The following is a 26,920-nucleotide window of genomic DNA, read 5'->3' on the forward strand; positions in this document are numbered from 1 at the left end:
GGCTCCCCGTATTCTCCTCGTCGAGCGGCGGCCAGGGCCTGATCCCTCTTCTGGCACAGCGCCTCGGCCCCAGGGCTCCCATCCAGCGATGCCGTGAGCGAGCTCACCCCGTGGGCTCGCAACAGGATCCTGCACGCGCAGGGCACGCAGCTCGGCACGAGCCGCGTTGAGATCCTGGCAAAGTGCAGCGCTCTGTTCGCGCAGCATGCGGTTCTCCACCGTCAGCGCTGCGCCTTGTCGGGCCGCGACGTCGACCGCGGCACGGGGCCTGCCGCCAGCGAGGTGAACTTCGATTGGATCGCACCCCCGGTCATGGGCATGCTCGCCGGAAAGATCACCGGTGTGCGGAGGCGTTGGTCGACCACCGACGCCCAATGTAGATCGCCCAAGGACCCCGGCTCTGACGACTTCTCGGCCCGAAGCCGGTCGCCTTCTCGGCCCGAAGCCGGTCGCCGCAACATAGATCACGATCGCCGGTTACCCAAACCGGCGATCCTCGTGACACTTGAAGCTCCCCTTCCCCCAGAACTCCAGCAGTCCGCCATGCGCGCGATCTGCTGGCCGCCACGTCGGAGGAGCCATTTCCCAGCCCCACTCACCCGCGCGCCCGGGTAGGCAGGACAGCAAGCACTACCCAGCGTTACCGCACAAACGCGCCCACAGGGGGCTTTTGCCCATGATCAGTCGACGACGTCCACAGCCGGGAGTGCTCACCCATACCAACACCCCAGGTCAGAGGCTCGCGAGTGCCCACCGAAATGCGCAACCTACACGAGAGTGGGGAGGCACCCCGCAACGCCGGGCCCCGCACCCGCCCCGGCGCCCACCTCCCCAGCGACCCATCAGACCGCCGGTCCCACCGGCCCGGCTGCCCCCGAAGCCCCCGAAGCCCCCGAAGATCCCGCAGACCCGGGAGGCAGCCCAAACCCCAACCCCGCCGCAGCCCGCTCCGGAGTCACCTGCCCCCACCACTCCGCCATCGCCCGATTCGACGCCAGCGACCGCAACTCGGCCCGGTCCAGGTACAACACACCGTCCAGATGATCCGTCTCGTGCTGCACGATCCGCGAGGGCCACCCTGCGAACACCTCGTCCACGGCCCGCCCGTGCCCGTCCCGCGCCACCAACCGCACCTCGGCATGCCGAGCCACCACCGCCTGCCACCCCGGCACACTCAGACAGCCCTCGAAGAACGCGGCGCGCCCGCCGCCCACGGCCTCGTACGACGGATTCACCAGCACCCGGAACGGCTGCGGCACCCGCCCGCGCGCCACCCGCACCTCGTCCGGCACCGGCGCCGGGTCCTCGATCACCGCGATCCTGAGTCCCACCCCCACCTGCGGCGCGGCCAGACCGACACCCGGCGCCGCGCGCATGGTGCGGCGCAGCGCCTCGACGAACCGCGCCAGCAGCGCCGGCTCCAACTGCCCGTCGAAGGGCTCGGCGGCGCGCCGCAGCACCGGATCGCCGGCCTCGACGATCGGCAACGGCCCATCGGCGGCGAGCAGTTCCTCGACCCGATCGGCAAGGAGCGCGCGATCACTCGGAGTTCCCATCGCGCCAGGATGCCACGGCGTACGGCATCCGCCCGCCGGCCACGACGGTGTGACGCAGGCCACGTGCGGGGCCGGGAACCCGGCGCACTCCCGCCCCGACCACTGGGACCACCCCGTCCCCACGACGTCCCCGGAGCGCCCACAGATGACCACCACGTCCCCGACTCCCACGGACGAGGCCGCCAAACCGCCGACCCCGCCGCCTCCGCCCGGCAGATGGTCCACACTCCGCCCGCTCGTCCTGCGACTGCACTTCTACGCCGGACTGTTCGTGGCGCCCTTCCTCCTGGTGGCGGCGGCCACCGGTTTCCTCTACGCCGCCTCGTTCCAGGCCGAGAAGATGGTCTACGCACATGAGCTGACCGTCCCCGACGTGGGTGACCGCAAGCTGCCCGTCTCCGAGCAGGTCGCCGCCGCCCGGCAGGCCCGTCCCGAGGGCACGGTGTCGGCCGTACGCCCCTCACCCGAGGCCGACGCCACCACCAGGGTGCTGCTGACCGGCGTCGAGGGTGTCGACCCGGGCCACACGCTCGCGGTCTTCGTCGACCCGTACACCGCGAAGGTGCGCGGCGCCCTCGAACAGTACGGCTCGAGCGGCGCGCTGCCGCTGCGCACCTGGATCGACGAGTTCCACCGGGACCTGCACCTGGGTGAAACGGGGCGTCTGTACAGCGAGTTCGCCGCCAGCTGGCTGTGGGTGATCGCGGGCGGCGGCCTGGTGCTGTGGTTCTCCCGCCGCCGGGCCCGGCGCAAGCTGCGCGGCACCAGCGGCCGGCGCCGCACCCTGGGCCTGCACGGCACGGTCGGCGCGTGGGCGGCGGCCGGATTCGTCCTCCTCTCGGCGACCGGTCTGACCTGGTCGACCTACGCCGGGGCGAACATCGAGGACCTGCGCGTCTCGCTCGGCCAGACCACCCCGTCCGTGTCGGCGTCGGCAACCGGGGGCGGGGAGCACGCGGGCCACGGCGCGGCATCGGGCGCGGGCGGGGACGCCGCGCACGGGGTCGGCCTCGACAAGGTCCTGTCCGCCGCGCGCGCCGAGGGCCTGGGCGACCCCGTGGAGATCGTCCCGCCCGCCGACGCGTCCTCCGCCTACGTCGTCAAGCAGGTGCAGCGCAGTTGGCCCGAGAAGCAGGACTCGGTCGCAGTGGACCCGGCGACCGGCCAGGTCACCGACGTACTGCGCTTCGCCGACTACCCGGTGCTCGCCAAGCTCAGCCGCTGGGGCATCGACCTGCACACCGGCAGCCTGTTCGGCCTGCCCAACCAGATCGCCCTGATGCTGCTGGCCGCTTCCCTGGTCCTGCTCGTCATCTGGGGGTACCGCATGTGGTGGCAGCGCGGCCGGGGCTCCGCGTTCGGCCGCCCGATCCCGCGCGGGGCGTGGCAGCAGGTGCCGCCATCGCTCCTCGTCCCGCTGCTCGCGGCGGTCGCGGTCCTCGGCTACTTCGTGCCGCTGCTCGGCATCCCGCTGGCCGCGTTCGTCGCGGCCGACGTCGTACTCGGCGAGATCGCCCACCGGCGGGGGCGGCGGACGCACCCGGGCGCCGCGACGCCGAAGCGCTGACTCACGGCGGCGGGGCGGTGGATCACGGCGGCGGGGGGTGGCTCACGGCGGCGGGGCGGTGGATCACGGCGACGAGGCGGTTGGCCGGCGCCGCCCCCTCACCGCCTCGTCGCCTCACCGCTACGTCGCCTCACCGCTCACCGCTCACCGCCTCACCGTGACGCCGCCGCTCAGCGGTCGGTGGAGTCGCCCGCCAGCGCGGAGGCGATCCGCAGTTGCGCGTCGGCCTCGTCCTGGCGCCCCTGCCGTTCGAGGGTGCGTCCCAGCATCAGCCGGGCGTACTGCTCGACGGGATCGCGCTCGACGACGATCCGCAGTTCGTCCTCCGCCCGCCGCAGTTGGGCCGAGTGGTAGTAGGCGCGCGCCAGCAGCAGCCGCGGTCCGGTCCGCTCGGGCACCTCCTCGACCAGACCGCTCAGGACGCGTGCCGCGGCGGCGTAGCCCCTGGCGTCGAAGAACATCCGCGCGCGCTCCCAGCGCTCCGCCTGCGTTCCGTGGTCGTAGTACGTGGTGTCCACTCGTGACCTCCTTCGGTGTGCTGCAACCACGCCAGCTGATTGAACATTCCACCATCGGTGGGAGCGGGGGAGACGTGTATCCGCCCGTCACGGTGACGGCCGGAGTACGGCCTGACGCGGAGGCCCGTCCGGCGCTAGTTTGGGCGGCATGAGCAATCTTGATCGCGAGGCGGTTCCCAGCCTGTGCGGCGGCCGCGGCTTCGTGGTGGCGGAGCCGGTGCGGGAACTCCTCAGCCCTCGCCACGTCAAGCTCGGCGAGTCCACCGAGGTCCGCCGACTCCTGCCCAACCTGGGCCGGCGCATGGTCGGCGCCTGGTGTTTCGTCGATCACTACGGCCCCGACGACATCGCCGACGAGCCCGGCATGCAGGTGCCGCCGCATCCGCACATGGGCCTGCAGACGGTGAGCTGGCTGCACGAGGGCGAGGTACTGCACCGCGACTCCACCGGCAGCCTCCAGACCATCCGCCCACGCCAGCTGGGCCTGATGACCTCGGGCCGCGCGATCAGCCACTCCGAGGAGAGCCCGCGGTCGCACGCCCGCTTCCTGCACGGCGCGCAGCTGTGGGTCGCCCTCCCGGACGCCCACCGCCACACCGACCCGCGCTTCGAGTTCCACGCCGACCTGCCCGTCGTCACCGCCCCCGGCCTGACGGCCACCCTGCTCCTCGGCACCCTCGACGGCACCTCCTCGCCGGGAACGGCGTACACCCCCATCGTCGGCGCAGACCTGACCCTCACCGGCGGTACGGACGTACGTCTCCCACTGGAACGGGACTTCGAGTACGCCGTCCTGTCCATGGCCGGCGAGGCCCACGTCGACGGCGTGCCGCTGGTACCGGGCTCGATGCTCTACCTCGGCTGCGGCCGCGACGAACTGCCCCTGCGCGCCGACTCGGACGCGAGCCTGATGCTCCTGGGCGGCGAGCCGTTCGAGGAGGAGCTGATCATGTTCTGGAACTGGATCGGACGGTCCCAGGAGGAGATCGAGCAGGCCCGCCGGGACTGGATGGAAGGGGCCGGGTTCGGTGAGGTCAAGGGCTACGACGGCGCCCCGCTGCCCGCTCCGGAACTGCCGCCCGTGCCGTTGAAGCCGCGAGGCAGGGTGCGCTGACCTGCGGTAACGCGCTAGTTTCGGTGGCTGTCGAGCGGAGACCACGGTCGACGGTGACGGCGGTGGGGAAGGACGAGGCAGGCGGCGCAGGGCAGTAGAGAATGAGGTCATGACGATATGCAAGAAGTGCCGGGCGCAAAAGCGTAGTTGGCCCCGGTCCTGTGCCCGGTGCCGGTCCGAGTCGGACCGGACGGACGCTGCTGAAACCGCCGCTGAGATCGCTGTGGAGGCAGGACTGCTCGGTTGGATCTGGCGTGGAGTCGCGGGAGCCGTGCGGCTGGTGCTGCGCGCGCTCAACTGACCGTTTCAGCGTGAGATCGGAGTGTCGGCCGACGGTGGGCACACCTCCACGACGGGACGGAGCACCGTCAGGGATGCTTCCTGGCGAGCCACCATCGCGAAGGGGAACCAGGCGATTTCCAAGCAGAGATCGACATCGTCCGGGTGGTAGCCGCTCCGCCGCCCACCCGCGAGATCGCCCGCGGCACGAGAAGCCCCCGCGCGGTGGAGATACGGGGCCGCCTCGACGTCGTCCCCGGCGATGGACCGGCCGATGTATTCGGCGCAGGCCAGGTCCTCGTTTGCCTGGCCTCCCTCACCGGTGACCACGAACGTCACCGGCCCGGGCTCCTTGGCTCGCAGGAACCGCGCGGTCGGGCCGGCCACCACGAAACTCGCGCACAGGACCAGTGGTGCGTTCGCGACCGCCAGCGCGCCCACGGTTCCTGCCGTCGTCTTCTGCACCAGCGTGCGGCCGGCGAAATCGCACGACCTGAGCAAGCCGGGTGAGTTCACCGTGTCGAAGCCCGCCGCTGGAGCTCCGTCCTTCAGGGCCAGCCAACCCGGGTGGCTCTCCTTCAGGGCAAGTGCCTCACTGGCCGCCGAGGCCAGGACGATCCTCTCGACGCCGCGTGAGAAGGCCCAGGCAGCCACGGTGAAGGCGCGCATGACGTCGATGACGACAGCGACACGGGGAACGCCGGTCAACTCCGGTATGCCGGCGAAGTGGTGGTCCATCACACCATCCTGCCGCTTCCCGCAGCGCACGGGGCCGATTGGCCACACCACCCCCCGGAAACGAGTCCCTGCGGGACCATGAAGCATGCGTTCGGACGTTTGGCACCTCACCGAAGACATCGGCGATTTCCTCGGCCGGGCCGGGGACTTCCTCCGTTCTCGCCCCGTCCTGCACAACACACCGCTCACCGTGATGGAGAAGTGGCGGACCCGACCGGGGGCGTTCGAGCCCGGTACGGTCCTCTTCGGCCGGCTGGAGTGGGAAGGCGAGACCCGGGCGATCTTCTTCCTTCCGCCGACCCGCCGGCTGACCCTCACCCCGCTTTCTCCCGAACGGGCCGGCGCCCTCGCCGCCCGTCTGCACGGCCTCGGGCACACTCTTTCCGGCGTCACCGCGGACCACGACACCGCCACCGCGTTCGCCGAGGCCTGGCAGCGGCACACCGGCGCGACGCCGACGCTCCGCGTCGCAATGCACCTGTACCGCCTCGGCACGCTCACCCCGCCGGAGCCGCACCCGGAGGGCCGCAGCCGGATCCTGGGCGAGCAGGACCACGACGACCTCATGCGCTGGTGCCGTGAACTCGCCGCAGACCTCGGGGAGACCGCCACCATCGACGCCGGCTCCTGGGCCGGCACGCGATTCGCCGAGAAGCGCTACACCTTCTGGGAGACCCCGGACGGCACCCCCGTCTCCATCGCGGGCGTGAACCCGCTGGTCGCCGGCATGGTCCGGGTGGACCCCGTCTACACCCCAGCCCGCCTCCGCGGGCGCGGCTACGCGGCCGCCGTGACGGCCGAGGTGAGCCGGGCCGCGCTCACCTCGGGCGCCACGGAGGTCGTGCTGTACACGAACGCGGCCAACTCCACCAGTAACGCCCTCTACCAGCGCCTCGGGTACCGGCGGGTAACCGACTGGGCCCCGTACGACTTCGCGTACGCCGATCCGCAAGCCGGTGAGCGCCGGGAACACTGAAGCCCACTCGGCCCGCCCCGCGGCCGTCGGGGGTGCCTCTGTGCTTTTGGTCGAGCGAGGCGTGGTGTTCGGGGTTCGTGGAAGGTGCCGTCGCGGACCATCGCGAGCAGCGCGTTGGTCCGTTGCCGGGCCAGGCGGAACTGACGATCACCGTGTGGGACAGCTTCCTGGTCTCGCGGGCTCCCCCCTGCTTCCCGGTCCCGCCGGCCCTCCCCTACGTCCCGGTCTCGCGGGAGAGCAGGTGCAGGGCGCGCAGCGTGGCCTCCAGGGCGAAGCGGTGATCGGGATCGGCGAGGCGGTCGCCCAGGAGGGCGTCCAGGTTCCGCAGGCGGTAGCGCACGGTCTGGGCGTGCACGCCCAGCATCTCGCCCACCTGCTCCGCCGGCGCACGCGTCGAGACGTGCACGCGCAGGGTCTCCACGAGCCGGTCGCGGCGGCTGGCCGGCAACTGCTCGATGGGGGCCAGTTCCGCGGCCGCGAGATGGCTGACGAGCACCGGGTCCGACAGCAGCCACAGCGTCACCAGGTGGTCCTCGCAGCGGACCACGGGGGCGTCGGCCACCACACCCTCGTCGATCAGCTTGAGCACATGGCGCGCCCAGCGGACGGAGTCGGCCGCCTGGGCCAGCGGCACGGTCAGCCCCAGCACGGCGGGTGAGCCCGCCAGGGCGGCGTCGAGCATGGCCAGCCGCTCGGGGGTGAGGGTTCCGGGTATCAGCAGGTGCGGATGGGGGATGTCCAGGTCGAAGAGGACGTCGTCGGCCAGCCCCGCTTGAAGGTGCTCGGGGAGCGGTGTGCGCAGGGCGACCAGGGTGACGTCGGCGGGCAACGGCCATGCGGCTGCCTCGCAGAGCCCGGACAGGGCCTGCGGGAGCGGCGGTCCGGTGAGGATGAGGTGGAGGAGCCGTCTGCGCTGTGCCGGCACCTCGGAGGAAGCCCGCGACTGCACCTCGACGTAGCCCTCGCGGGAGATCTGCTCCAGCTCCTCGACGTAGGCGAACAGGGCGTCGGCGAAGGCGAGTATCAGGGTGGGGGAGAGCCGGTACTGCTGGCCCACGGCCCTCGCCCGGCGCAGCGCGATGCGCGCGCCGAGCCGGTACGCTCCCTGGAGGGTGTCCAGTTCGCGGCCCTCGTACGCTTCCACGCGGCCGAACCTGCGCAGCAGTTCGTCGCGGAGCGCGGCGTTCTTGCCGGGATCGGCGACGCGGTCCACGAACGCGTACAGGGCCTGTTCGACGCCTTGGCGGATGGCGTCGGCGTTGGGGCCGTTGAGCAGCCGCCCGTACACGGGGTAGGCACGGGTGACCTCGGCGCCGATCTCCTTCATGAGGCCGGGTAACTCGGGCCGCATGAAGGCGGCGAACTCCTTGGGGAGCGGTTCTAGCGGTTCACCGACTTCCGGTGGCCGCGTGGTTGAAGGCATCAGTGCCGTCCCTCGCTCTCCGGTGCCCACGGTGCACCGGTCGTGTGCCCCGGTCCTTCACGAAGGAGGCACACGCCGGACTTGACGTGATGTGTGTCTGGGCTGCTGAAGCTAAATCAAGTTCGTTGGGACGTACACAGCCTGTGCACATTTAGATGCGGTGGGACGCGGCGGGGCTGCCGGTACGGCTGGGAATCGCCGTCCCGCGGCCATTACTCGACGGCGGAGTGCCAGTTCCGTGAGAGGTGCTTGCCCGCGTCGGGTGCCACCGTGCCGGGGGCGTTCAGGCCGGCGAGATGGGTCTGGGCGTTGTTGAGCGTCAGGCTGTTGTTCCCGGCGGCGGAGGGCAACCCGGTCTTGGCGTTGACCGCCGCGTCGATCAGACCGAACAGCCCCAGCCCGCAGCCGCCGGCACCGGGCACGGCGAAGGAGCTGTCGTTCTGCGTGGCCCCGGTGAGGTTGATGCGGCTCATCTCACCGTCCTCGGCGACCGTGCCGTCACCCCGGAAGAACGACATGCCGAAGTCGGGGAACTGCCGGTTCTCCGGGCGCAGTACGATCGGCTTGGCCGCGGAACCGATGTAGCACTTGCTGCCGAGGAACGGGTTCTCCAGGTGGATGCGGACCGGGAGGGCGACGATCGGCTGGTCGGTCAGGATGCCGGCGGTCTGGTCGAAGTCGTAGGGGGCGCCCACGGACTCCACCGTCGCCGTGATCTTGTTGAGCGTGCTGTTGCTGAGCTTCTCGCAGATGGCCGTGATCGCGGGGATGTTGCTCGGGCACATCAGTCCCAGCAGCCCGCCGGGGACGGTCGCGGAGTCGGCGATGAGGGCGCCGCCCGCGGGGGCCACCACGGTGCTGGTCCCGTCGGAGTTCTGGACGACGCCGATCTGGAGGTTGGTCCTGCCCGTGGTCACGGTGGTCTTGCCCAGCTTGATGGAACCGCTCGGCGAGGTCGAGACCACACACTGCGGGGTGCGGGCCAGACCGTCGGCGGCCAGCATCGCCGGAGCGTCCACGGGACAGCGGGTGAAGGGCGCCCACTCGCCGTTGGGCACGGCGGCCGCCGCCGCGGTCGCGGTGCCCATCGAGGCGAAGGCGCCGAGGGCGGTGCCGAGGGCGGTGGCGGTGGTGGCGACTCTGGCGCCGAGGGAGAACCGCATGATGAGGCCTTCCGTATCAGGGGATGGAGGGTGCGGGGCGGAGCCGGGGATGGGTGGGTCCGGGCGGAGCCGGGGATGGGTGGGTCCGGGCGGAGCCGGGGATGGGTGGGTCCGGGCGGAGCCGGGGATGGGTGGGCCCGGGCGGAGCCGGGGATGGGAGTGCGCGGGCGGAGCCGGGGATGGGAGTGCGCGGGAGCCGGGACGGGGTGGTACGGCGGGAGGGCGGTCAGCGCTCGGCCACCGGGATCTCCAGGGGCTGCCGGTCGGGGGTGCACTCGTCCGGGTTGGGCTCCTCGGCCCAGACGTAACAGGCCTGCCCCTGGACCATCTTGACGTAGTTGCCGGGACCGGAGACGGAGGCCGTGAGCAGGCGGTCGAGGTTCTCGCCCCCCGCGGTGCCGCAGCCCGTGAAGTCCGGGATGGCGACCTCGCCGGTCAGCGGACCGCCGGAGAGCAGCAGGTAGCCGGTGGCGGGTTCGCCGGTGACCTGTTCACCCCGGCCGTGCAGGACCAGGTGGTCGCCGGGGAACTTCTCCGGGTCCGGTTCCGGTGAGACGAGGGATGTCCTCGTCCGGCACTTGGCCCCCACGTCCAGCGGGGTGCCGTTCACCTTCAGGGACGTCACACGCAGCACGACCGGTGCGCGGACGTAGGTGTCCGTGCTGGTGAAGAGAAAGTCGGTGGCGCCGTTCGAGTCGATGGTCATCGGACCCGTCTGCTCCAGCACCATCGTGGCCGTGGTCGGAGTGAAGTCGAAGGTGAGGAAGGTCGCCTGGAAGGGAAGCGTCTCCTTGCGCTGCTGGTAGTACAGGTCCGCGGTGGAGTGCTGCCTGATGTAGGCGCCGCTGAAGTCCGGGAAGAACTCGAACTCGGGCTCGCCCTGGGTGATGAGCGTGCAGAACGGCGGGACCAGCGCGGCGCCGTCGAGCTTGGTCACGTTCGAGTAGCCGGTGATGTAGGCGTTCAGGGACATCGGGCCGGCCGGGTACTTCTCGTCGTACTTGCAGGGCGGTGCCTTCCGCTCGGCGGCGGGGCCGTCCGGCGCGGGCTCGACAACCTTCGGGGCGCGTTCGCCCTGGCGCTCCGCCGGTTCGTCCGTCGGATCTCCCGGCGTTCCGGAGGCGGAAGGGGACCCGGAAGACGAGCCGCTGGGGGTGCCCGCGGGGCCTTCCTCGTCCGTGCCGACCTGGACGGTGGCCAGTCGGCCGCCGCCCGGGGCCTCGTCGGTGAGGGTGCAGTCGACGGTCACCGAGGCGGGATCGGTGGAGCCGCCGTCCGTCGTGGTCAGGGCGAGGTCCAGGGCGAAGCCACCGCCGGTCAGGGTCAGTTCGCCCGCACTCTGGCCGGTCACCGAGGGCACGTCCCCCGTCGCGGTCAGCGTCAGCGGTCCGGTCGCGGTCAGTTGCGTGGGCTCCGTGCCGCCGCGCCACGTCGCCTCGGCGGTGGCCTCGCCCTGCGCCACGCCGACCGAGAGCCGGGTCGCGGCCCGCACACCGGAAGCGCCCAGCGCCGTCAGGTCCGCCACCGCAGGCTCCGGCAGTTCGACGGTCGTGGTCACGTCCGACGGCTCGATCGCCTCACCGGGCGCCACCCGCTCGGGGAAAGCCGCCGAAACCTTGACCGTCGCGGGCTGCTGCCCAGAGGGGAACAGGCACGTGTACGGCAACGCGGCGTCGACCTCCTGCGTACCGGCCGCCCCCGCCGCGGCGGGCACGGTGGCCGCCAGCACGACGAACGCGGCGATCGCCGCGTTGCGGGCGCGGCCGCGGACCGTCCGTCGGACGGCGGTACGGGGGCCTGTCATCTCTCACTCCGCTCGGGTCGTTCCACGGTCCGGACGGCCGGTGGCGGCCGCGGCGTGCCGGCGGCCCGCACGTCCGGCCGGGATCACCGGCCGGGCGGCGAGCCGCCCTCCTGCTTACGGGTTGGACCCGACGATCTTCGGGATGGTGTTGCTGCCCGTGACCTTGACCGCGTACTTGCCCTTGAAGGTGGGCTTGGTGGCGGTGGTGACCACGGAGCCGCAGCCGGAGGCCGAGGTGACGACCAGGTCGCCGCTGACACTCGCGACCGAGAGGATGCCGGTCGAGTTGGTGTAGGTGGCGGTGGCCTTGCCCTGCACGTTGAACACGCAGGCGCCGGCGGTGACCTTGGCCTTGACGTTGCCGACGTGGCCCTTGGTCACACCGGTGGCCGCGGTGTAGTCCTGGGCGACGACGGTCCAGGGCGTGGTCGCGATGGTCGTGACGTTGCCCAGGACGCTGGTGCAAGGCGAGCCGCTGGTGCCGAAGTTGATGGCGTTGATGCCGGCCACGGTGGCGGGGTTGCCGGTGGTGCTCGCCATGGTGCCCGAGGCGCTGGACGTCGTACACGTCATCGGGATGTTGGCGGTCAGCACGATGTTCCCGCTGTTGGTCGCCGAGAAGTTGGCCGGCGACGGGGTGACGGTCCAGACCGTCGACGGAACGGCCGAGGCGGGGGCGACGGTCATGGCGAAGGCGGCGGCACCCGCGCCCGCTACGACGGCAATTCTTGACAGGGACTTCTTCATGACGTGGGGACTCCCTTGTGGATTGACCGGCAGAGAGGGATCTCGCCCGTACCTGTGGAGTGGGGACGGGCGCAGTGCGGCCCGGAAATCGACCGCGAGCCACGACGTTACTTGCGGGAAACTTAGGCGAACAATGGCGTCGGTCATGATTCTTTGGAGAACTGGAAATATCTGTTCCCCAAGTGAGCGGTCCGGAGCCCGGCATAGTCATCCGCTGCTAAGTAAGGCGCCCGCGCACGGTTCGCAGCCGTGTCGCTCCTGGGGAGGTGGGGACGGTCCACGGGCTCCGGCCGGCCCCGCCGTACTCACCGAGTGACAAGAAGAAGGCGCGTATTTGTCGCCGTGCTGACAAACGCGCTATGGCTCAACCGAATCCTTCGGGAAAGTCGGAACCTCCTCTTGCCCGCTCAGGTTACTCAGCCGTAGCGTGCCGGGCACGGCGCTGATCTCCTGGTGGGTGCCCCCCCATGCCGAGGAGGCGCGATGGCTGTCTTCCGGCCTTGCCCTCCTTCAGGGGCGGACATCCGTCGGCAGGGCCGCGTGGAGCTCCTCCCTCCCGGAGCCGCGCGACCCTGCCCCGCACCCGGCGGACAAAGCGCCGGACGCGTCTTGTCCACGCAGTGACAAAAGGCGAGGAGGCCGGCGTCCCACCGGTTGTCAGCACACCGCGCACCGGCTCGGCGTGCGCTCCGCGGCACGCACCGATCTCACCTGTTTTGGAGGTGATATGGGAATCGAAGTAGTGGTCGAGGGCCTCACCAAGTCCTTCGGCAGGCAGAAGATCTGGCAGGACGTGAGCCTCACCCTGCCGGCCGGAGAAGTGAGCGTCATGCTCGGTCCGTCCGGCACCGGAAAGACGGTGTTCCTCAAGTCGCTCATCGGACTGCTGAAACCGGAGCGCGGCCATGTCCTCATCGACGGCGTCGACATGGTGAACAGCCCGGAGCGCGATATCTACGAGACCCGCAAGAAATTCGGGCTCATGTTCCAGGACGGCGCCCTTTTCGGTTCCATGTCCCTCTTCGACAACATCGCCTTTCCGCTGCGCGAGCACACCCGGAAGAAGGAGGCGGAGATCCGCCGCATCGTCATGGAGCGGATCGAGGTCGTCGGTCTGCTGGGCGCCGAGGGCAAGTTGCCCGGAGAGATCAGCGGCGGCATGCGCAAGCGGGCCGGACTCGCCCGCGCGCTCGTGCTCGACCCGCAGATCATCCTGTGCGACGAACCCGACTCCGGACTCGACCCCGTCCGCACCGCCTACCTCTCCCAGCTGCTGATCGACCTGAACGCGCAGATCGACGCGACGATGCTGATCGTCACCCACAACCTCGACATCGCCGCCACGGTCCCCGACAACATGGGCATGCTCTTCCGGCGCGAACTGGTCACCTTCGGCCCGCGCGAGGTGCTCCTCACCAGCGAGGAGCCGGTCGTGGCCCAGTTCCTGGCCGGCCGCCGCGAGGGACCGATCGGGATGTCGGAGGAGAAGGACGCCGCCACCCTCGCCGCCGAGGCCGCCGGGCCGCGGGGCGCCGACGGCCCCCGGGAGATCACTCCCCAGCTGGAGCCGTCTCCCGGGCTCCCGCCGCGCCGCGCCGTCACCCGGCGCCGGGAGCGGGTGCTGGGCATGCTCGACCGGCTGCCGCCCGCCGCCCGCGCCGCCATCGAACGCACCTACGCGACCCCCGCGACCCCCGCGGCCGCCGGGCCCACCGCGCCCGGCACACCCGGGGCCCAGGGAGTCACCGCCCCGACGCTCCGGATGCCGGCCACCGGGAGCGGCACATGATCACCGGTGCTCTGCGGCAGACCGGTCGGCTCTTCGCGCTCGCCGCCGAGGTGGCCCGGGCGATCTTCCGGCGGCCGTTCCAGTTCCGGGAGTTCGTGGAGCAGTTCTGGTTCATCGCCAGTGTCACGATCCTGCCCGCGGCCCTGGTCTCGATCCCGTTCGGCGCCGTGATCGCCCTCCAGGTCGGCTCGCTCACCCAGCAGCTCGGCGCCCAGTCCTTCACCGGCGGCGCCAGCGTGCTGGCCGTCGTGCAGCAGGCCAGCCCCCTGATCGTCGCCCTGCTGATCGCGGGCGCGGCCGGCTCCGCGATCTGCGCCGACCTCGGCTCGCGCACCATCCGCGAGGAGCTGGACGCGATGGAGGTCATGGGCGTCTCACCGGTGCAGCGCCTCGTGGTCCCCCGGGTCCTGGCCACCATGGGTGTCGCGGTCCTGCTCAACGGCCTGGTCTCCGTGGTCGGCATCCTCGGCGGCTACGTCTTCAACGTCTTTCTCCAGGACGGCACCCCCGGCGCCTACCTCGCCAGCTTCTCCGCCCTCGCCCAGCTTCCCGACCTGTATGTCAGTGAACTCAAGGCCCTGGTCTTCGGGTTCATCGCGGGCGTCGTCGCCGCCTACCGGGGCCTGAATCCCCGCGGCGGCCCCAAGGGCGTCGGCGACGCGGTCAACCAGTCCGTCGTCATCACCTTCCTGCTGCTGTTCTTCGTCAACATGGTGATGACGGGCGTCTACCTGCAACTCGTCCCGCCGAAGGGAGGTTGAGGTCCGTGGCCTCCCCGCTCGTCTGGCTCGACCGCTCCGGCGACCAACTCCTCTTCTACGTCCGCTCCCTGCTGTGGATCCCGCGCACCCTGCACCGCTACCTCAGGGAGGTGCAGCGGCTGCTCGCCGAGGTCGCCTTCGGCACCGGTGGCCTCGGGGTCGTCGGCGGCACCATCGGCGTGATGATCGCGATGACCCTGTTCACGGGCACCGTCGTCGGTCTCCAGGGCTACGCGGCCCTCGACCAGATCGGCACCGCGGCCTTCACCGGCTTCGTCTCCGCCTACTTCAACACCCGCGAGATCGCGCCGCTGGTCGCCGGACTCGCCCTGTCCGCGACCGTCGGCGCCGGCTTCACCGCCCAACTCGGCGCCATGCGCATCAACGAGGAGGTCGACGCCCTCGAAGGCATGGGGATCCGCTCCCTGCCCTACCTGGTCACCACCCGCATCATCGCCGGCGTCGTCGCCATCATCCCCCTCTACGCTATCGGGCTGGTCTCCTCCTACCTGGCCTCCCGGTACGTCACGGTCCTCTTCAACGGCCAGTCCCGGGGCACCTACGACCACTATTTCAACCTGTTCCTCTCACCCACGGACGTGCTGCTGTCCGTCCTGAAGGTGTTCATCTTCAGCGTGATGGTGATCGTCGCCCACTGCTACTACGGCTACCGCGCCACCGGCGGCCCGGCCGGCGTCGGCACGGCCGTCGGCCGGTCGGTGCGCAACGCCATCGTGCTGATCAGCGTCACCGACTTCTTCCTGTCGCTGGCGCTGTGGGGCGCCACCACGACCGTGAAGGTGGCGGGCTGAGATGACCGCAGTGAACACGGCACGGGGCGCGACCGCGCGCCGCCGCCTCGCGGGCGTGGTGTTCCTGGTGGTCCCCGCCCTCCTGGTGTGGCTCGCCATCGCCGTCTACGAGAAGAAGTTCACGGACTCCGACCCGGTGGTCGTGGAGGCGGCGAGTGTCGGCAACGAGATGCACCTGGGCGCCGAGGTGAAGCTGCGCGGCGTCGTCGTCGGCGAGGTCCGCGAGATCGACGCCACCGACGACGGCGCCCGGCTCACCCTCGCCCTGCGGCCCGGGGCCCTCGACGACATCCCGGCCGACGTGCGCGCCCAGATGCTGCCGACCACCCTGTTCGGCGAGCGCTTCGTCGCCCTGGTGCCCCCCGCCGCGCCCTCCCCGCAGCCGCTGACCGCCGGTGCCGTCATCCCGCAGGACCGCTCGGAGAGCGCCGTGGAACTCCAGCAGGTGCTGGACGGCGTCCTGCCCATGCTCACCGCGGTGCAGCCGCAGAAGCTCTCCGCCACCCTCTCCGCCGTCTCCCAGGCCCTTGCGGGACGCGGCGACCGGCTCGGGGAGACCCTCAGCCTCCTCGACTCCCACCTGCGGGAGTTCAACCCCCAACTGCCCACCCTCAACCGTGACCTGAGAGAGCTGGTGAAGGTCAGTCACGTGTACGCCGACTCCGCGCCCGACATCATCACGGCCCTCACCGACTTCACCACCACCAGCGGCACCCTGGCCGAGAAGGAGAGCGAGCTGGCCGGCACCCTCGGGGCCACCACCACGACGGCCGAGGACGTCACCGCCTTCCTGCGGCAGAACCGGGACAACATCATCCGGCTCTCCGCCTCCTCCCGGCCGACCCTGGAACTCCTCGCCGAGTACTCCTCCGCCTTCCCCTGCACCCTGCGCACCCTCGCCGACTTCGTCCCGGCCATGGACAAGGCTCTCGGGAAGGGCACCGACCGGCCCGGCCTGCGGGTCGACGTCACCACCGTGACCTCCCGCGGCGCCTACCGGCCCGGCAGCGACACCCCTTCCTACGACTCCGGCGGCGGGCCCCGCTGCCATCCCGTGCCCTACCTCGGGGTCGCCGCGAAACCCGCCGTACAGGTGCCCGCGTCGGCCGGCCAGGGCCTCGGTCCGGCCAACTCCCCGCAGGAGAACGACCTCGTCAACGAACTCCTCGCGCCCGCCACCGGCAAGGCCCCCGCCGACCTCCCCGAGTGGAGCAGCCTCCTGGCGGGCCCGGCGCTGCGCGGCACGGAGGTGACCCTGCGATGACGTCCGCCCCCTCCGCCCCCACCCGGCGCCGTCCACTGACCGGACCGCTGCTGAAATCCCTCGCCTTCCTCGTCGTCACGGCACTGGCCACGACCGTCCTCGGACTGAGCGTCTCCGGCACCGGCGTCGGCGACGACAGCCTCTCCTACAGGGCGCTGTTCACCGACGCCACCGGCGTCACCGACGGCGACAGCGTGCGCATCTCGGGCGTCGAGGTCGGCGAGGTCACCGACGTCCGCGTCGTCGGCCGGCGGACCGCCCAGGTCACCTTCAGCCTCCGCGACGACCGCACGCTGCCCCGCTCGACGACCGCCGCCGTGAAGTACCTCAACATGGTCGGGCAGCGCTACATCGCCCTCGACCGGGACAGCGGCGACCTCACCGGGACGCTCGATGCCGGCGACACGATCCCGCTGGACCGCACCGCCCCCGCGCTCGACCTGACCCTGCTGTTCAACGGGTTCAAGCCGCTCTTCGAGGGCCTGTCCCCGAAGGACGTCAACGAGCTGGCCGGCTCCATCGTCCAGGTCCTCCAGGGCGAGGGCGGCACCGTCGACAGCCTCATCCGGCACATCGGCTCCGTCAGCACGACGGTCGCCGCCAAGGACAAGGTCATCGGCGAGGTGGTGAAGAACCTCAACACGGTCCTGACCACCCTCAACGACCGCGAGGCCGACTTCGACGACCTCGTGGACACCCTCCAGAAGCTCGTCTCCGGCTTCAGCGCCGACCGCAAGCCCCTGGGCAAAGCCGTCGCGGCCATGGGCGACCTGACCACCGTGACCGCCGACCTCCTCGAAGAAGGGCGGGCGCCGCTCAAGCAGGACATCCGCGAACTGGGCCGGCTCTCCGGCAACCTCGGCGACGCCACCCCGCAGATCGAGGACTTCCTCGCCCGGACCCCCGCCAAGATGACCGCGCTCGGCCGCCTGTCCTCGTACGGCTCCTGGTTCAACCTCTACCTGTGCGAGGCGCGTGTGGGCCCCGTGACCACCTCCACCGGCGAGGACGCGCCGACCGGCATCGCGGTCACCGAAGCGAGGTGCGGCGCATGAGCACACTGACGCGCCCCGACCGCGGTGCCGGGAGCCGGGCCACGCCCCGCCGCCCCCGCGCGCCCCGCCTGAAGCCGGTCAAGGACCGCAACCCCGTCACCGTGGCGGTCGTCGGTCTGCTGCTGCTGGCGCTGCTCACCGTCTTCGCCTACAACGCCGACCGGCTGTCCCTGACCGGCGGCACCACCTACACCGCCGACTTCACCGAGGCGGCCGGCCTCGACGACGGCGACGAGGTACGCGTCGCCGGAGTCAAGGTCGGCGAGGTCACCTCCGTCGCCCTCGACGGCGACCGGGTGAAGGTGGCCTTCGAGGTCGAGAACGCCTGGATCGGCGACCGCACCACCGCCGCCATCGCCATCAAGACGCTGCTCGGCGACAAGTACCTGGCCCTCGACCCCCTCGGCTCGGGACGCCAGGACCCCGGCGACCGCATCCCGCGGACCCGTACCACCTCCCCGTACGACGTCACCCAGGCGTTCCAGGACCTGAGCGGCACCGTCGACGCCATCGACACCCAGCGGCTCGCCGAGAGCTTCGAGACCATCTCCAGGACCTTCGAGAAGTCGCCGCCGCACGTCCGCAAGGCGGCCACCGGCCTGTCCGACCTGTCGAAGTCCGTGTCCAAGCGCGACCGCGAACTGTCGGAACTGCTCAAGGGCAGCGCCCGGTTCACCAAGACACTGGAGAACAAGGAGTCGAGCTTCGAGACCCTCATCGAGGACGCGGGACCGCTCCTCGGCGAGCTGCGCGACCGACGGGACGCCATCGACGCCCTCCTCGTCGGCAGCCGCGACCTGGGCACCGAACTCGGCGGCCTGGTCGAGGACAACGACAAGCAACTGGAGCCCACCCTCAAGGCGCTCGGCCGCGTCACGACCGTCCTGGAGAAGAACGGCACGCAGCTGGACCGGACGCTCGCACTGGTCGGCCCCTACTACCGCCTGGTCGGCAACACCCTGGGCAACGGCCACTGGTTCGACAGCTACCTCTGCGGGGTCGTGCCCCGCGACTACCTGCCCGCACAGTCCCAGCCCACGAACGGGTGCGTGCCGCCGAAGCAGCAGGCGGCGGCCCCGGGGAGCGGTGAGTGATGAGCAGACGCAGAAGACTCCTGTCGGCGGCGATCGCCCTCGCCGTGGTCGCCGCCGGCCTGGCCACGGTCCGCGCCCTCGACGACGACGGCACCCGCGTCACCGCCTACTTCGACCGCGCCGTCGGCATCTACGCCGGCTCCGACCTGCGGATCCTCGGCGTCCGCGTCGGCGAGGTGGAGTCCGTGGAGCCGCAGGGCACCCGGGTGCGGGTCGGGCTCGCCCTCGACGACGGCGTACAGGTCCCCGCCTCGGCCCGCGCCGTGGTCGTCGCACCCAGCGTCGTGGCCGACCGCTACGTGCAGCTCACCCCGGCCTACCGCTCCGGACGGGCCCTCACCGACGGCGCCGTGCTGCCCGCCTCGCGCAACCGCACCCCCGTCGAGATCGACCAGCTCTACGCGTCCATCACCGACCTCAGCGAGGCCCTCGGGCCCGAGGGCGCCAACTCCTCCGGCGCCCTGTCCGAACTGCTGAAGACCGGCGCCGCCAACCTCGACGGCAACGGCGAGGCCATCGGCGACGGCATCGAGGAGTTCGGCAAGGCCGCCAAGACCCTCGACGGCTCCAGCGACGACCTGTTCGCCACCCTGGGCAGCCTGCAGACCTTCACCACCATGCTGAAGGACAAGGACACCGACGTGCGCACCGCCCAGGAGCGACTGGACACGGTCGTGGGCTTCTTCGCCGACAACAAGGACGACCTGGCCGGCGCCCTGGAGGAACTCGGCACCGCCCTCGCCCAGGTGAAGACCTTCATCCAGGACAACCGGGGCGAGCTGAAGAAGAACGTCGACAGGCTCGTGCCGATCACCGAGACCCTCGTCCGGCGGCGCGCGTCCCTGGCCGAGGCCCTGGACGTCGCCCCGCTCGCCGCCGGCAACGTGGTGAACGCCTACGACACCCGCACCGGCATGCTCGACGGCCGCGCCAACCTCAACGAGATCAGCATGGGCGGCCCCCTGCTGCCCCTGCCGGTCACCGGAGGCGCGGCGACCTCGGGGGAGGGGGCGCGATGAAGCGCGTCGTGGGACGCCGAGGCCGGGGGACCGCCCCGGTCCAGGCGCCGGACGAGGACCAGGTGGAGACCGAGCGGGCCGACCGCGTAGAGGTCCACGGCACGGTGAAACGGGGAGCGCTCACGACCACCACGGCCGTCGGCGCCGGACTGGGCGGACTCCTCGCCCTCGGACTCGGCTTCGCCCTGACCCTCGGCGCGTTCTCCGCCACGGCCCCGAGCTTCGGCGGCATCGAGGACCTGCCCCTGCCGGGCGGTGCCGACCTCGGCTCCCACCCGTACACCGTCAACGCCGAACTCGACGACGTCCTCAGCCTCGTGCCGCAGGCCGCGGTCAAGGTCAACGACGTAGCGGTCGGCCGGGTCACCGCCATCCGCCTCGACGGTGACGCCTGGTCGGCCCGCGTCACCATGGAGGTCAACGGAGACGTGCGGCTGCCGGCCGACGCCACGGCCCGCCTCGAACAGTCCAGTCTGCTCGGCGAGAAGTACGTCCAGCTCAGCGCGCCCGGCACGTCGGCCGCCGCGGGACGGCTCACCGACGGCGCCGTCATCCCGCTGGCGCGCACCGGCCGCAACACCGAGGTCGAGGAGGTGTTCGGCGCGCTGTCCCTGCTCCTCAACGGCGGTGGCGTCAACCAGCTCAAGACCATCACCCAGGAGCTGAACAAGGCCCTGGGCGGCCGCGAGGGCGAGGTCCGCTCGATGCTCGAACGCGTCGAGAAGCTGGTCGGCAACCTCGACGACCACCGGGGAGACATCACCGACGCCCTGGACGCCGTCAACCGCCTGTCCTCCACCCTCGCCGGCCGCAAGGACGACGTGCGGACCGTCCTGACCGACCTCTCACCCGGGCTGAAGACCCTGCACGAGCAGCGCGGCTCCCTGCTCACCATGCTGCGCTCCCTGGACACGCTCTCCGGGGTCGCCGTCTCCACCGTAGAAGCGAGCAAGGACGACATGGTCGCCGACCTCAAAGCCATCGCGCCCACCCTCAAGGCCCTCGCCGACGCGGGCACCGACCTCCCCGACTCCCTGGAGGTGCTGCTGACGTACCCCTTCACCGACGAGGTGCTGAACGGGGTGAAGGGCGACTACCTCAACGTGTACCTGAACATGACGGCCGCCCCCGGCACCGAGATCATCCCGCCGCTCGTACCCGGGAGCACCCCCTCGCCGACGCCCTCCGCCACCGCGCAGAGCGGACGGGACGGCGCGGCCGGCCAGGGCACCCGGAGCGGATCCGGTGCGGACGCCCGCACCCGAACCGGATCGGGGTCCGGGGACGGGGAGAGGCCCACCCCCTCGGCCCCGCTGCCCCTGCCCTCCGTGCCGACCCCGCCGGCGGGCGGAGGTGCCCAGGGATGATCACCCTCGCCGTCCGGCTGAAGAACCTCGCCTTCCTGGTCATCGCGGTCCTCGTCCTCGGCTTCGTGGGCATCCGGTACGCGGACCTCGGACGGTACGTCGGAGCCGCCGACTACTACACCGTGGACGTCGAACTGCCCCGTACCGGAGGCCTGTTCACCCACTCCGACGTGACCTACCGGGGTGTCTCGGTGGGCCGGGTCGGGCCGATCGACCTCACCGCCGACGGCGTGGTCGCCCACCTGCGCATCAAGAAGTCCGCCCCCTCCATCCCCGCCGACACCCGCGCCGTCGTGGCCGGGCTCTCCGCGGTCGGCGAGCAGTACATCGACCTGCGGCCCGAGAGCGACTCGGGCCCCTACCTGGCGGACGGCACCCGCATCGAGCTGCCCGACACGGAGGTGCCCGCACCCGTCACCGACGTCCTCACCAGCGTCGACGCGCTCACCCGCTCGGTGCCGCTGGAGGACCTGCGCACGGTCGTCGACGAGTTCGGCAAGACGTTCGAGGGCCACGGCGACGACCTCCAGGCGCTGCTGGACAACGGCAGCGCCTTCGTCGAGGCCGCCGACCGGGCACTGCCCTCCACCACGCGCCTGCTCACCGACGGGGAGACCGTGCTGCGCACCCAGGCCGAGGAGGCGGAGGCGATCCGCGGCTTCGCCGACGGCGCGACGGAGCTGGCCCGCGCGCTGAAGGGCTCCGACGCGGACCTGCGGCGCCTGCTCACCGTCACCCCGGAAGCGGCGACCCAGGTCAGCGGTCTCCTCAGGGACCTCGACCCCAGCCTCGGCGTCGTGCTCGCCAACCTCCTGACCACCTCGGAGGTGGCCGTCACCCGGCAGCGCGGCATCGAGGAACTGCTCGTCAAGTACCCGGCGGCCGTCTCCGCCGGCGCCACCGCCGTCGACGGAGGAACGATGAAGCTGGGCCTGGCCGTCACCTTCTTCAAGCCCCTGCCGTGCACGGCCGGATACGGCGGCACCCGCTACCGCAACGGCCTGGACCTGGGGACGGCCCCCGCCCTCAACACCGGCGCATCCTGCACCGCCCCGCCCGGCAGCGGCGTCAACGTCCGCGGTTCGGCCAACGCCCCCCGCGGCGGCCCGGTGCCCGAACCCGCCAGGCCCGGCTCCCTGCCCTCCGGCAGCGCGCAACCGTCGGCGTCCACGGGCACGTCCGCCGCCGGGCCGCTGCCGGGCGCCCTCGCGCTGCCGGACGTGGGCGGAGCCGGGGCCCCCGACCTGGCCGGGCTGCTCGGAGCGGGCGAGGAGGACGGCCGGTGAGCCGGGCCCGGATCGCCGGCGGCGCGGCCCTGGCACTGTCGCTGGCCTTCTGCGGCGCCGGCGCGTGGAGTTACGCGCAGGCACGCGGTGACGACTCGCTCGCCTACGGTCGCGAACGCGACGAGGCGCTCGCCGACGGACGCGAGCGCCTCGCCGTCCTCCACACGCTGGACGCCTCCTCGCGGGAGCACGCCCAGGAGGGCGTCCGGGCCTGGCGCGCCGCCGCGACCGGCCCACTGCGTGCCGAACTCGGGCGCACGAACCCGGAGAAGGGTGCCTCGGCCCGGGGCGCGGTCACGGAGGCGGCCCTCACGGCCCTCGACACACGGGCGGGCACCGCCAAGCTCATCGCGACGGTGCGCGTCGAGGTCACGCCCGCCGGAACCGCGCGGGCGACCACGGACCGCAAACGCCTGGAAGCGGTGCTGGCCCGCACGGGCCCGGGTGAGTGGAAGGTCAAGGCACTGAGCGCGGTACCGCTCGCGCGGACGGCTGAGGAGGACGACGGCCGATGACACGGCTGCTGCACATCAGGCGGGCGCGGGACTCCGCGGCCGGCGAGCCCTCATCACCCCGCAGGGGGACGGACGCGGCCCCCGGGAACGCGGGCGAGCGGTCCAACGGCGGCACGGTGGCCGAGCAGGACCGGGACGTGGCGAAGGCCGGGGCCGGCACGGTGGCCGAGCAGGACCGGGACGCCGAAGACGCCGAAGACACCGGGGACGGCACGGTCGCCGTACGGGACGAGGACATCGAGGCGCCGCCCACGGGACGCCGTAGCCCTCGGTGGGGCCGGCTCCGCAGGGCCGCACCCGCGGTGGGCGCCGTCGCCCTCGTCCTCGCCGGCTGCGGATTCTTCCACGGGGCGCACCAGCTCCGGTCCACCCCGTCGGCCGGGAACGCGGCGCTGACCGACACCGCGGCGAGCACGCGGGTGGCCGGAGACGTGGGCAACGCCCTCGCCCGCGTCTTCTCGTACACGCCGGAGGGGGTCGAGGCCACCGAGCGTTCCGCACGCAGCGTCCTCGGCGGACGGGCGGCCCGGCAGTACGCCGAGCTGATGGAGCGGATCCGCGCCGACCTCGCCGAGCAGCGCGTCACCCTGAGCACCCAGCCCGTACGCACCGGAGTGATCGAACTCGACGGCGACCGGGCGCGGCTCCTGGTCTTCCTCGACCAGATATCCCACCGCGGCAAGGACGGCACCACCTCCGCGGCGGCTCAACTCACGGTCACCGCGCGATGGGAGGAGGACCAGTGGCGGATCGTCGACATCAGGACCCACTGAAGCCGGAGCGGCGGAGGGGGGCACTCGTGCAGCGCGCGGCCGCATCACAGGACCGGCTCGGGGGGAGGTCGGTCACGGTCCTCGCCCTCGTCCTCACCCTGGTGGCGGGGGGCTTCGCGGCGTGGACGGGCTGGGACTGGTACGAGACGGCCCACGACGACACGACGGCCTACGCCGTGCAGCGTGACGAGGCGCTCGCGGCCGGGGAGCAGGCCGTGCAGAACCTGAACACCCTGGACCACCGCAAGCTGGACCAGGGACTGGACCTCTGGGAGTCCTCGACCACCGGAGACCTGCACGAACAACTGGTCGGCGGGCGCGAGGAGTTCACCACGCAGGTGAAGGGCGCCAAGACGGTCACCACGGCACGGGTGCTGTCCGGTGCCCTGACCGAGCTCGACGACCGCGCCGGCCGCGCCCGGGTCCTGGTCGCCCTGCGGGTGACGGTGAAGGCGCCGGGCGACGCGAGCACCGACAAGGACAGCCGCATGCTCGGTGAACTGACCCGCACCGGTGGCGGCTGGAAGCTCAGCGCCCTGGGTCAGGCCCCCGTCGGCGGTACACCGGCCGGCTGACCGGCCGGAGGAGAGGACGACCCACCATGCCGACGACCCGGCACCACCTGAACAACCTCCGCCGTCGCCAGGCCCGCGAGGCACTGCGCACCCCGGGGGGCACGCACGAGCCCCAGGAGCGCGGGACCCCCCGCCCCCCGGCCGGCGCCGAATCCGTCGATGAGCGCGGCTCCCTGCTCGACCGGCCACGCCCGGCGCGTGCCGGTGCCTCCGTCACCACCACCCGCAAGCCCCCGGACGCTCGGGGCAGGGCCGCGGACCCACCGGACGCCCCGCACACGTCGGAAGCGCAGGACGCACCCGACGCGAAGGACGCGCCGCCCCTGCGCCCGTCCGCCCCGCACCGCCACCGCACCGCGCTCCTCGTCCTCTGCCTGCTGACACTGGTCCTCGGCGGCTTCGCCGGCTGGGCGCACTCCCGGGCGGAGGCCCTGCGCGACACCCCGGCCGCCCGCAACACCGCCCTGTCCGACACCGCCCGCACCAGCGAGATCAAGGGGCAGTCGGCCAAGGCCGTCGCCGCGCTCTTCTCGTACGACCACGCCGACCCCGACGGCCTCGACAAGGCCGCGAAGGAATGGCTGACGGGCCGCGCCGTCACCCAGCACCGGGACCTGTTCGGCGACGTCCGCACCCAGGCCGACCAACAGAAGGTGGTGATCACCACGACGGTCACCGACAGCGCGGTCGAGCGCATCGACGGCGACCGGGCCCGTGTCCTGGTCTACGCCGACCAGAGCAGCGTCAGCACCGCGGGCGGCAAGAAGGCCGAGGACGACGGCACCTACGCCGGGGCGATGTTCGCCGTCGACGTCCAGCGACGCGACGGTCGGTGGCTCGTCTCGGGCATCGACACCTTCGGCCGCTGAACCCCGTACGCGCCTCACCAGCAGGGAGTGACAGACCATGCCCGAAACGCGCGACCGCCGCGTACCCGCCCGGACCCGGCAGGGTCTTCGGGCCACCGCCGCCGCCGTGACCGCGGTGGCGGCACTGACCGCCTCCCAAGCCCCCGGACTCCCCCGGGAGGAGAACGCCCGTCCGGCCTCCGAGGCCCGCTCCGCCGCCCCGGCCACGGACCTCCCCTACGCCGAGCTGGCCCCGCCAGACGACGGTTCCTACCACACCGAACTGCCGCCGCTGGTCACCCCGAACGTCCCGCCGCGCGCCGGCCAGGCCGCCCGCACGCGTGCCGAGTCCGGCATCCCGGGAACCGTGCTGCGCGCCTACCGCGCCGCGGAGAAGTCCGTCGGCCGCACGGACCCGGGCTGCGCGCTGCCCTGGGAACTGCTCGCGGCCATCGGCAAGGTGGAGTCCGGGCAGGCACGCGGCGGCGCGGTGGACCGGCACGGCACCACGCGCGGCCGGATCACCGGCCCGGCCCTCGACGGCGGCGACTTCGCCCTGATCCTGGACAGCGACGGCGGGGTCCACGACGGTGACACGGTGTACGACCGGGCGGTGGGGCCGATGCAGTTCCTGCCGTCGACGTGGGCGCGCTGGGGCGCGGACGGGAACGGCGACGGCCGCGACGACCCCAACAACATCTTCGACGCGGCCCTGGCCGCCGGGCACTACCTGTGCGCCGGAGACCGCGACCTGCGCCGGGCCGCCGACCTCGACCGGGCGGTCCTCAGCTACAACCACTCCCGTTCCTACCTCGCACTGGTCCGTCACTGGCTGGACTTCTACCGCGGGGGCGTGCACACCGTCCCCGACGGCAAGGGCGTCGTCCCGCAGTCTCCCGGCGCCGGCGGCGCCACTCCGGCGACGGAGCCGGTCGACAAGGACGAGCGCGGGGGCGCCGACGGCAAGGACGGACGCGGGGGCGGAGGCGGCGACGGGGACGACATCATCATCGGCCCCGACCCCGGCACTCCCGAGCCGTCCCCCTCCCGCACGGATCCGCCCTCGTCCTCCCCGCGGCCGTCCCCGTCCGCGACGAAGCCCGTCCCCTCCCCGTCCCCCGACCCGTCCCCGACCAACTCCCCGACACCGGACCCCTCGCCCACCCCGACCCCCACCGGCTCACCCACCCCGACCCCCGACCCGTCCACACCGCAGGAGTGCCCCACGGACGCGGCGCGCCCTGCCCCGGACACCGGCGCCTCTCCCAGCCCGGACCCGGAGGCGCCCGGACCGGAGCCGGCCTGCCCGGCCTGAACGGGTCCGCACCCTCCGCGTGACGCACGCATCGCACGGCCCAACCGTGGAAGAAGGGCCGCATGACGTCACACGAGGAACAGCAGAATGCCGCCGACCTCTACGACTTCGAGAGCGCTCTCTCCGAGGAGGACCGCAAGATCCTCGCGAGGACCCGGGAGTTCATCCGCGACGAGGTCCGGCCCCTGGTGACCGAACACTGGGCCGACGGCACCTTCCCCATGGAGCTGATCGCCCGCTTCGGGGAGAGCGGGCTGGTCGGCCTGCCGTACGAGGGGGATGCTGCTCCAGCTGGCCCGGATGCAGGACGCCGGTGTCTTCCGGGACGAGCACTCGTCGCTGGCCAAGGCACACGTCACCGCTCGTATGCGGGAGGTCGTGGCCTGGGCCCGGGAGATCTTCGGCGGCAACGGCATCGTCCTGGACCACGATGTCGCCCGCTTCTTCGCCGACGCGGAGGCGATCTACTCCTTCGAGGGCACCCGGGAGATGAACACCCTGATCGTCGGCAAGGCGATCACCGGGGAGAGCGCCTTCGTCTGACCTTCCCAAGGCGTTCAGC

Annotated in this window: 24 protein-coding genes and 2 pseudogenes; 19 read left to right on the forward strand and 7 right to left on the reverse strand. The window is 72.0% G+C overall.

The window, feature by feature from the left end; translation table 11 throughout:
• Positions 1–842: 842 nt before the first annotated feature.
• Complete coding sequence (locus tag ACIQ1J_RS08060; RefSeq protein WP_403555125.1) at positions 843–1,556, reverse strand: peptide deformylase; 714 nt, start codon at positions 1,554–1,556, stop codon at positions 843–845.
• A 145-nt stretch (positions 1,557–1,701) separates the two neighbouring features.
• Here ACIQ1J_RS08060 and ACIQ1J_RS08065 point away from each other — a divergent pair, with 145 nt between their 5' ends.
• Positions 1,702–3,123 (forward strand): PepSY-associated TM helix domain-containing protein, encoded by a 1,422-nt coding sequence (locus ACIQ1J_RS08065; protein WP_403555127.1) that lies wholly within the window; start codon positions 1,702–1,704, stop codon positions 3,121–3,123.
• A 170-nt stretch (positions 3,124–3,293) separates the two neighbouring features.
• Here ACIQ1J_RS08065 and ACIQ1J_RS08070 read toward each other — a convergent pair whose 3' ends face one another.
• Positions 3,294–3,641 carry a tetratricopeptide repeat protein gene (locus tag ACIQ1J_RS08070; protein WP_403555129.1) on the reverse strand — a complete coding sequence of 116 codons (348 nt, stop codon included), beginning with the start codon at positions 3,639–3,641 and terminating at the stop codon, positions 3,294–3,296.
• A 148-nt stretch (positions 3,642–3,789) separates the two neighbouring features.
• Between ACIQ1J_RS08070 and ACIQ1J_RS08075 the strand changes: the two genes are divergently transcribed.
• On the forward strand, positions 3,790–4,755 hold the full coding sequence (locus ACIQ1J_RS08075) for a pirin family protein (RefSeq protein ID WP_403555131.1): 966 nt from the start codon (positions 3,790–3,792) through the stop codon (positions 4,753–4,755).
• A 306-nt stretch (positions 4,756–5,061) separates the two neighbouring features.
• On the opposite strand, the gene ACIQ1J_RS08080 is transcribed toward ACIQ1J_RS08075, so the two are convergent.
• A complete protein-coding gene (locus tag ACIQ1J_RS08080; protein ID WP_403555133.1) occupies positions 5,062–5,772 on the reverse strand; it encodes a 2-phosphosulfolactate phosphatase in 711 nt (236 codons plus the stop codon).
• Positions 5,773–5,857: 85 nt separating this feature from the next.
• Here ACIQ1J_RS08080 and ACIQ1J_RS08085 point away from each other — a divergent pair, with 85 nt between their 5' ends.
• Entirely contained in the window at positions 5,858–6,748 is an 891-nt protein-coding gene (locus ACIQ1J_RS08085; protein WP_403555135.1) for a GNAT family N-acetyltransferase, read from the forward strand.
• 214 nt (positions 6,749–6,962) lie between these two features.
• Here the strand turns inward: ACIQ1J_RS08085 and ACIQ1J_RS08090 are convergent, their stop codons facing one another.
• The 4 genes from ACIQ1J_RS08090 to ACIQ1J_RS08105 form a co-directional block, all read right to left on the reverse strand.
• Positions 6,963–8,171, reverse strand: coding sequence for a helix-turn-helix domain-containing protein (locus ACIQ1J_RS08090; RefSeq protein WP_403555137.1), 1,209 nt, complete (start codon positions 8,169–8,171; stop codon positions 6,963–6,965).
• A gap of 212 nt (positions 8,172–8,383) precedes the next feature.
• The gene (locus tag ACIQ1J_RS08095; protein ID WP_403555139.1) at positions 8,384–9,334 is read right to left on the reverse strand and encodes a hypothetical protein; all 951 of its coding nucleotides are present in this window, start codon (positions 9,332–9,334) and stop codon (positions 8,384–8,386) included.
• A 226-nt stretch (positions 9,335–9,560) separates the two neighbouring features.
• A complete protein-coding gene (locus ACIQ1J_RS08100; protein WP_403555141.1) occupies positions 9,561–11,138 on the reverse strand; it encodes a DUF6801 domain-containing protein in 1,578 nt (525 codons plus the stop codon).
• Positions 11,139–11,252: 114 nt separating this feature from the next.
• A complete protein-coding gene (locus ACIQ1J_RS08105; RefSeq protein ID WP_403555143.1) occupies positions 11,253–11,885 on the reverse strand; it encodes a hypothetical protein in 633 nt (210 codons plus the stop codon).
• A 727-nt stretch (positions 11,886–12,612) separates the two neighbouring features.
• Between ACIQ1J_RS08105 and ACIQ1J_RS08110 the strand changes: the two genes are divergently transcribed.
• The 16 genes and pseudogenes from ACIQ1J_RS08110 to ACIQ1J_RS08185 all read left to right on the forward strand — a co-directional run.
• Complete coding sequence (locus tag ACIQ1J_RS08110) at positions 12,613–13,674, forward strand: ABC transporter ATP-binding protein (protein WP_403555144.1); 1,062 nt, start codon at positions 12,613–12,615, stop codon at positions 13,672–13,674.
• Positions 13,671–14,435 (forward strand): ABC transporter permease, encoded by a 765-nt coding sequence (locus tag ACIQ1J_RS08115; protein ID WP_210963887.1) that lies wholly within the window; start codon positions 13,671–13,673, stop codon positions 14,433–14,435. Before ACIQ1J_RS08110 ends, ACIQ1J_RS08115 begins: the two co-directional genes overlap by 4 nt.
• Before the next feature lie 5 nt (positions 14,436–14,440).
• Complete coding sequence (locus ACIQ1J_RS08120; protein WP_403555146.1) at positions 14,441–15,247, forward strand: MlaE family ABC transporter permease; 807 nt, start codon at positions 14,441–14,443, stop codon at positions 15,245–15,247.
• Position 15,248: 1 nt separating this feature from the next.
• Complete coding sequence (locus ACIQ1J_RS08125; RefSeq protein WP_403555148.1) at positions 15,249–16,511, forward strand: MCE family protein; 1,263 nt, start codon at positions 15,249–15,251, stop codon at positions 16,509–16,511.
• Positions 16,508–17,566, forward strand: coding sequence for an MCE family protein (locus ACIQ1J_RS08130; protein WP_403555150.1), 1,059 nt, complete (start codon positions 16,508–16,510; stop codon positions 17,564–17,566). The genes ACIQ1J_RS08125 and ACIQ1J_RS08130 overlap by 4 nt, the downstream gene beginning before the upstream one ends.
• Positions 17,563–18,660 carry an MCE family protein gene (locus ACIQ1J_RS08135; RefSeq protein WP_403555152.1) on the forward strand — a complete coding sequence of 366 codons (1,098 nt, stop codon included), beginning with the start codon at positions 17,563–17,565 and terminating at the stop codon, positions 18,658–18,660. The genes ACIQ1J_RS08130 and ACIQ1J_RS08135 overlap by 4 nt, the downstream gene beginning before the upstream one ends.
• Positions 18,660–19,679, forward strand: a complete 1,020-nt coding sequence (locus tag ACIQ1J_RS08140) for an MCE family protein (protein ID WP_403555154.1) — start codon at positions 18,660–18,662, stop codon at positions 19,677–19,679. The genes ACIQ1J_RS08135 and ACIQ1J_RS08140 overlap by 1 nt, the downstream gene beginning before the upstream one ends.
• Positions 19,680–19,783: 104 nt before the next feature.
• Positions 19,784–21,046: an MCE family protein gene (locus ACIQ1J_RS08145; protein ID WP_403555803.1), complete on the forward strand. Its 1,263-nt coding sequence runs from the start codon at positions 19,784–19,786 to the stop codon at positions 21,044–21,046.
• Entirely contained in the window at positions 21,043–22,332 is a 1,290-nt protein-coding gene (locus tag ACIQ1J_RS08150) for an MCE family protein (RefSeq protein WP_403555156.1), read from the forward strand. Before ACIQ1J_RS08145 ends, ACIQ1J_RS08150 begins: the two co-directional genes overlap by 4 nt.
• Positions 22,329–22,847 (forward strand): hypothetical protein, encoded by a 519-nt coding sequence (locus ACIQ1J_RS08155; protein WP_403555158.1) that lies wholly within the window; start codon positions 22,329–22,331, stop codon positions 22,845–22,847. The genes ACIQ1J_RS08150 and ACIQ1J_RS08155 overlap by 4 nt, the downstream gene beginning before the upstream one ends.
• Positions 22,844–23,620 carry a hypothetical protein gene (locus ACIQ1J_RS08160; RefSeq protein WP_403555160.1) on the forward strand — a complete coding sequence of 259 codons (777 nt, stop codon included), beginning with the start codon at positions 22,844–22,846 and terminating at the stop codon, positions 23,618–23,620. Before ACIQ1J_RS08155 ends, ACIQ1J_RS08160 begins: the two co-directional genes overlap by 4 nt.
• Positions 23,575–24,195 carry a nuclear transport factor 2 family protein gene (locus tag ACIQ1J_RS08165; RefSeq protein ID WP_403555162.1) on the forward strand — a complete coding sequence of 207 codons (621 nt, stop codon included), beginning with the start codon at positions 23,575–23,577 and terminating at the stop codon, positions 24,193–24,195. The genes ACIQ1J_RS08160 and ACIQ1J_RS08165 overlap by 46 nt, the downstream gene beginning before the upstream one ends.
• 26 nt (positions 24,196–24,221) lie before the next feature.
• The gene (locus ACIQ1J_RS08170) at positions 24,222–25,064 is read left to right on the forward strand and encodes a hypothetical protein (RefSeq protein ID WP_403555164.1); all 843 of its coding nucleotides are present in this window, start codon (positions 24,222–24,224) and stop codon (positions 25,062–25,064) included.
• 37 nt (positions 25,065–25,101) lie between these two features.
• Positions 25,102–26,358: a lytic murein transglycosylase gene (locus ACIQ1J_RS08175; protein WP_403555166.1), complete on the forward strand. Its 1,257-nt coding sequence runs from the start codon at positions 25,102–25,104 to the stop codon at positions 26,356–26,358.
• Positions 26,359–26,420: 62 nt separating this feature from the next.
• Positions 26,421–26,573: pseudogene (locus tag ACIQ1J_RS08180) on the forward strand (acyl-CoA dehydrogenase); the annotation flags it as partial.
• Between the two features lie 61 nt (positions 26,574–26,634).
• A pseudogene (locus ACIQ1J_RS08185) lies at positions 26,635–26,901 on the forward strand (acyl-CoA dehydrogenase family protein); the annotation flags it as partial.
• Positions 26,902–26,920 lie beyond the last annotated feature (19 nt).

It is taken from the genome of Streptomyces sp. NPDC097107, assembly GCF_044762405.1.
Lineage (GTDB): Bacteria > Actinomycetota > Actinomycetes > Streptomycetales > Streptomycetaceae > Streptomyces > Streptomyces thinghirensis.

Coding starts and splice junctions, on each gene's coding strand:
- ACIQ1J_RS08115 (WP_210963887.1), top strand. CDS start 13,671: ATGATCACCGGTGCTCTGCGGCAGACCGGTCGGCTCTTCGCGCTCGCC.
- ACIQ1J_RS08090 (WP_403555137.1), bottom strand. CDS start 8,171: ATGCCTTCAACCACGCGGCCACCGGAAGTCGGTGAACCGCTAGAACCG.
- ACIQ1J_RS08140 (WP_403555154.1), top strand. CDS start 18,660: ATGAGCAGACGCAGAAGACTCCTGTCGGCGGCGATCGCCCTCGCCGTG.
- ACIQ1J_RS08080 (WP_403555133.1), bottom strand. CDS start 5,772: ATGGACCACCACTTCGCCGGCATACCGGAGTTGACCGGCGTTCCCCGT.
- ACIQ1J_RS08135 (WP_403555152.1), top strand. CDS start 17,563: ATGAGCACACTGACGCGCCCCGACCGCGGTGCCGGGAGCCGGGCCACG.
- ACIQ1J_RS08130 (WP_403555150.1), top strand. CDS start 16,508: ATGACGTCCGCCCCCTCCGCCCCCACCCGGCGCCGTCCACTGACCGGA.
- ACIQ1J_RS08175 (WP_403555166.1), top strand. CDS start 25,102: ATGCCCGAAACGCGCGACCGCCGCGTACCCGCCCGGACCCGGCAGGGT.
- ACIQ1J_RS08095 (WP_403555139.1), bottom strand. CDS start 9,334: ATGCGGTTCTCCCTCGGCGCCAGAGTCGCCACCACCGCCACCGCCCTC.
- ACIQ1J_RS08105 (WP_403555143.1), bottom strand. CDS start 11,885: ATGAAGAAGTCCCTGTCAAGAATTGCCGTCGTAGCGGGCGCGGGTGCC.
- ACIQ1J_RS08170 (WP_403555164.1), top strand. CDS start 24,222: ATGCCGACGACCCGGCACCACCTGAACAACCTCCGCCGTCGCCAGGCC.
- ACIQ1J_RS08065 (WP_403555127.1), top strand. CDS start 1,702: ATGACCACCACGTCCCCGACTCCCACGGACGAGGCCGCCAAACCGCCG.
- ACIQ1J_RS08075 (WP_403555131.1), top strand. CDS start 3,790: ATGAGCAATCTTGATCGCGAGGCGGTTCCCAGCCTGTGCGGCGGCCGC.
- ACIQ1J_RS08110 (WP_403555144.1), top strand. CDS start 12,613: ATGGGAATCGAAGTAGTGGTCGAGGGCCTCACCAAGTCCTTCGGCAGG.
- ACIQ1J_RS08165 (WP_403555162.1), top strand. CDS start 23,575: ATGGGAGGAGGACCAGTGGCGGATCGTCGACATCAGGACCCACTGAAG.
- ACIQ1J_RS08150 (WP_403555156.1), top strand. CDS start 21,043: ATGATCACCCTCGCCGTCCGGCTGAAGAACCTCGCCTTCCTGGTCATC.
- ACIQ1J_RS08125 (WP_403555148.1), top strand. CDS start 15,249: ATGACCGCAGTGAACACGGCACGGGGCGCGACCGCGCGCCGCCGCCTC.
- ACIQ1J_RS08160 (WP_403555160.1), top strand. CDS start 22,844: ATGACACGGCTGCTGCACATCAGGCGGGCGCGGGACTCCGCGGCCGGC.
- ACIQ1J_RS08060 (WP_403555125.1), bottom strand. CDS start 1,556: ATGGGAACTCCGAGTGATCGCGCGCTCCTTGCCGATCGGGTCGAGGAA.
- ACIQ1J_RS08100 (WP_403555141.1), bottom strand. CDS start 11,138: ATGACAGGCCCCCGTACCGCCGTCCGACGGACGGTCCGCGGCCGCGCC.
- ACIQ1J_RS08085 (WP_403555135.1), top strand. CDS start 5,858: ATGCGTTCGGACGTTTGGCACCTCACCGAAGACATCGGCGATTTCCTC.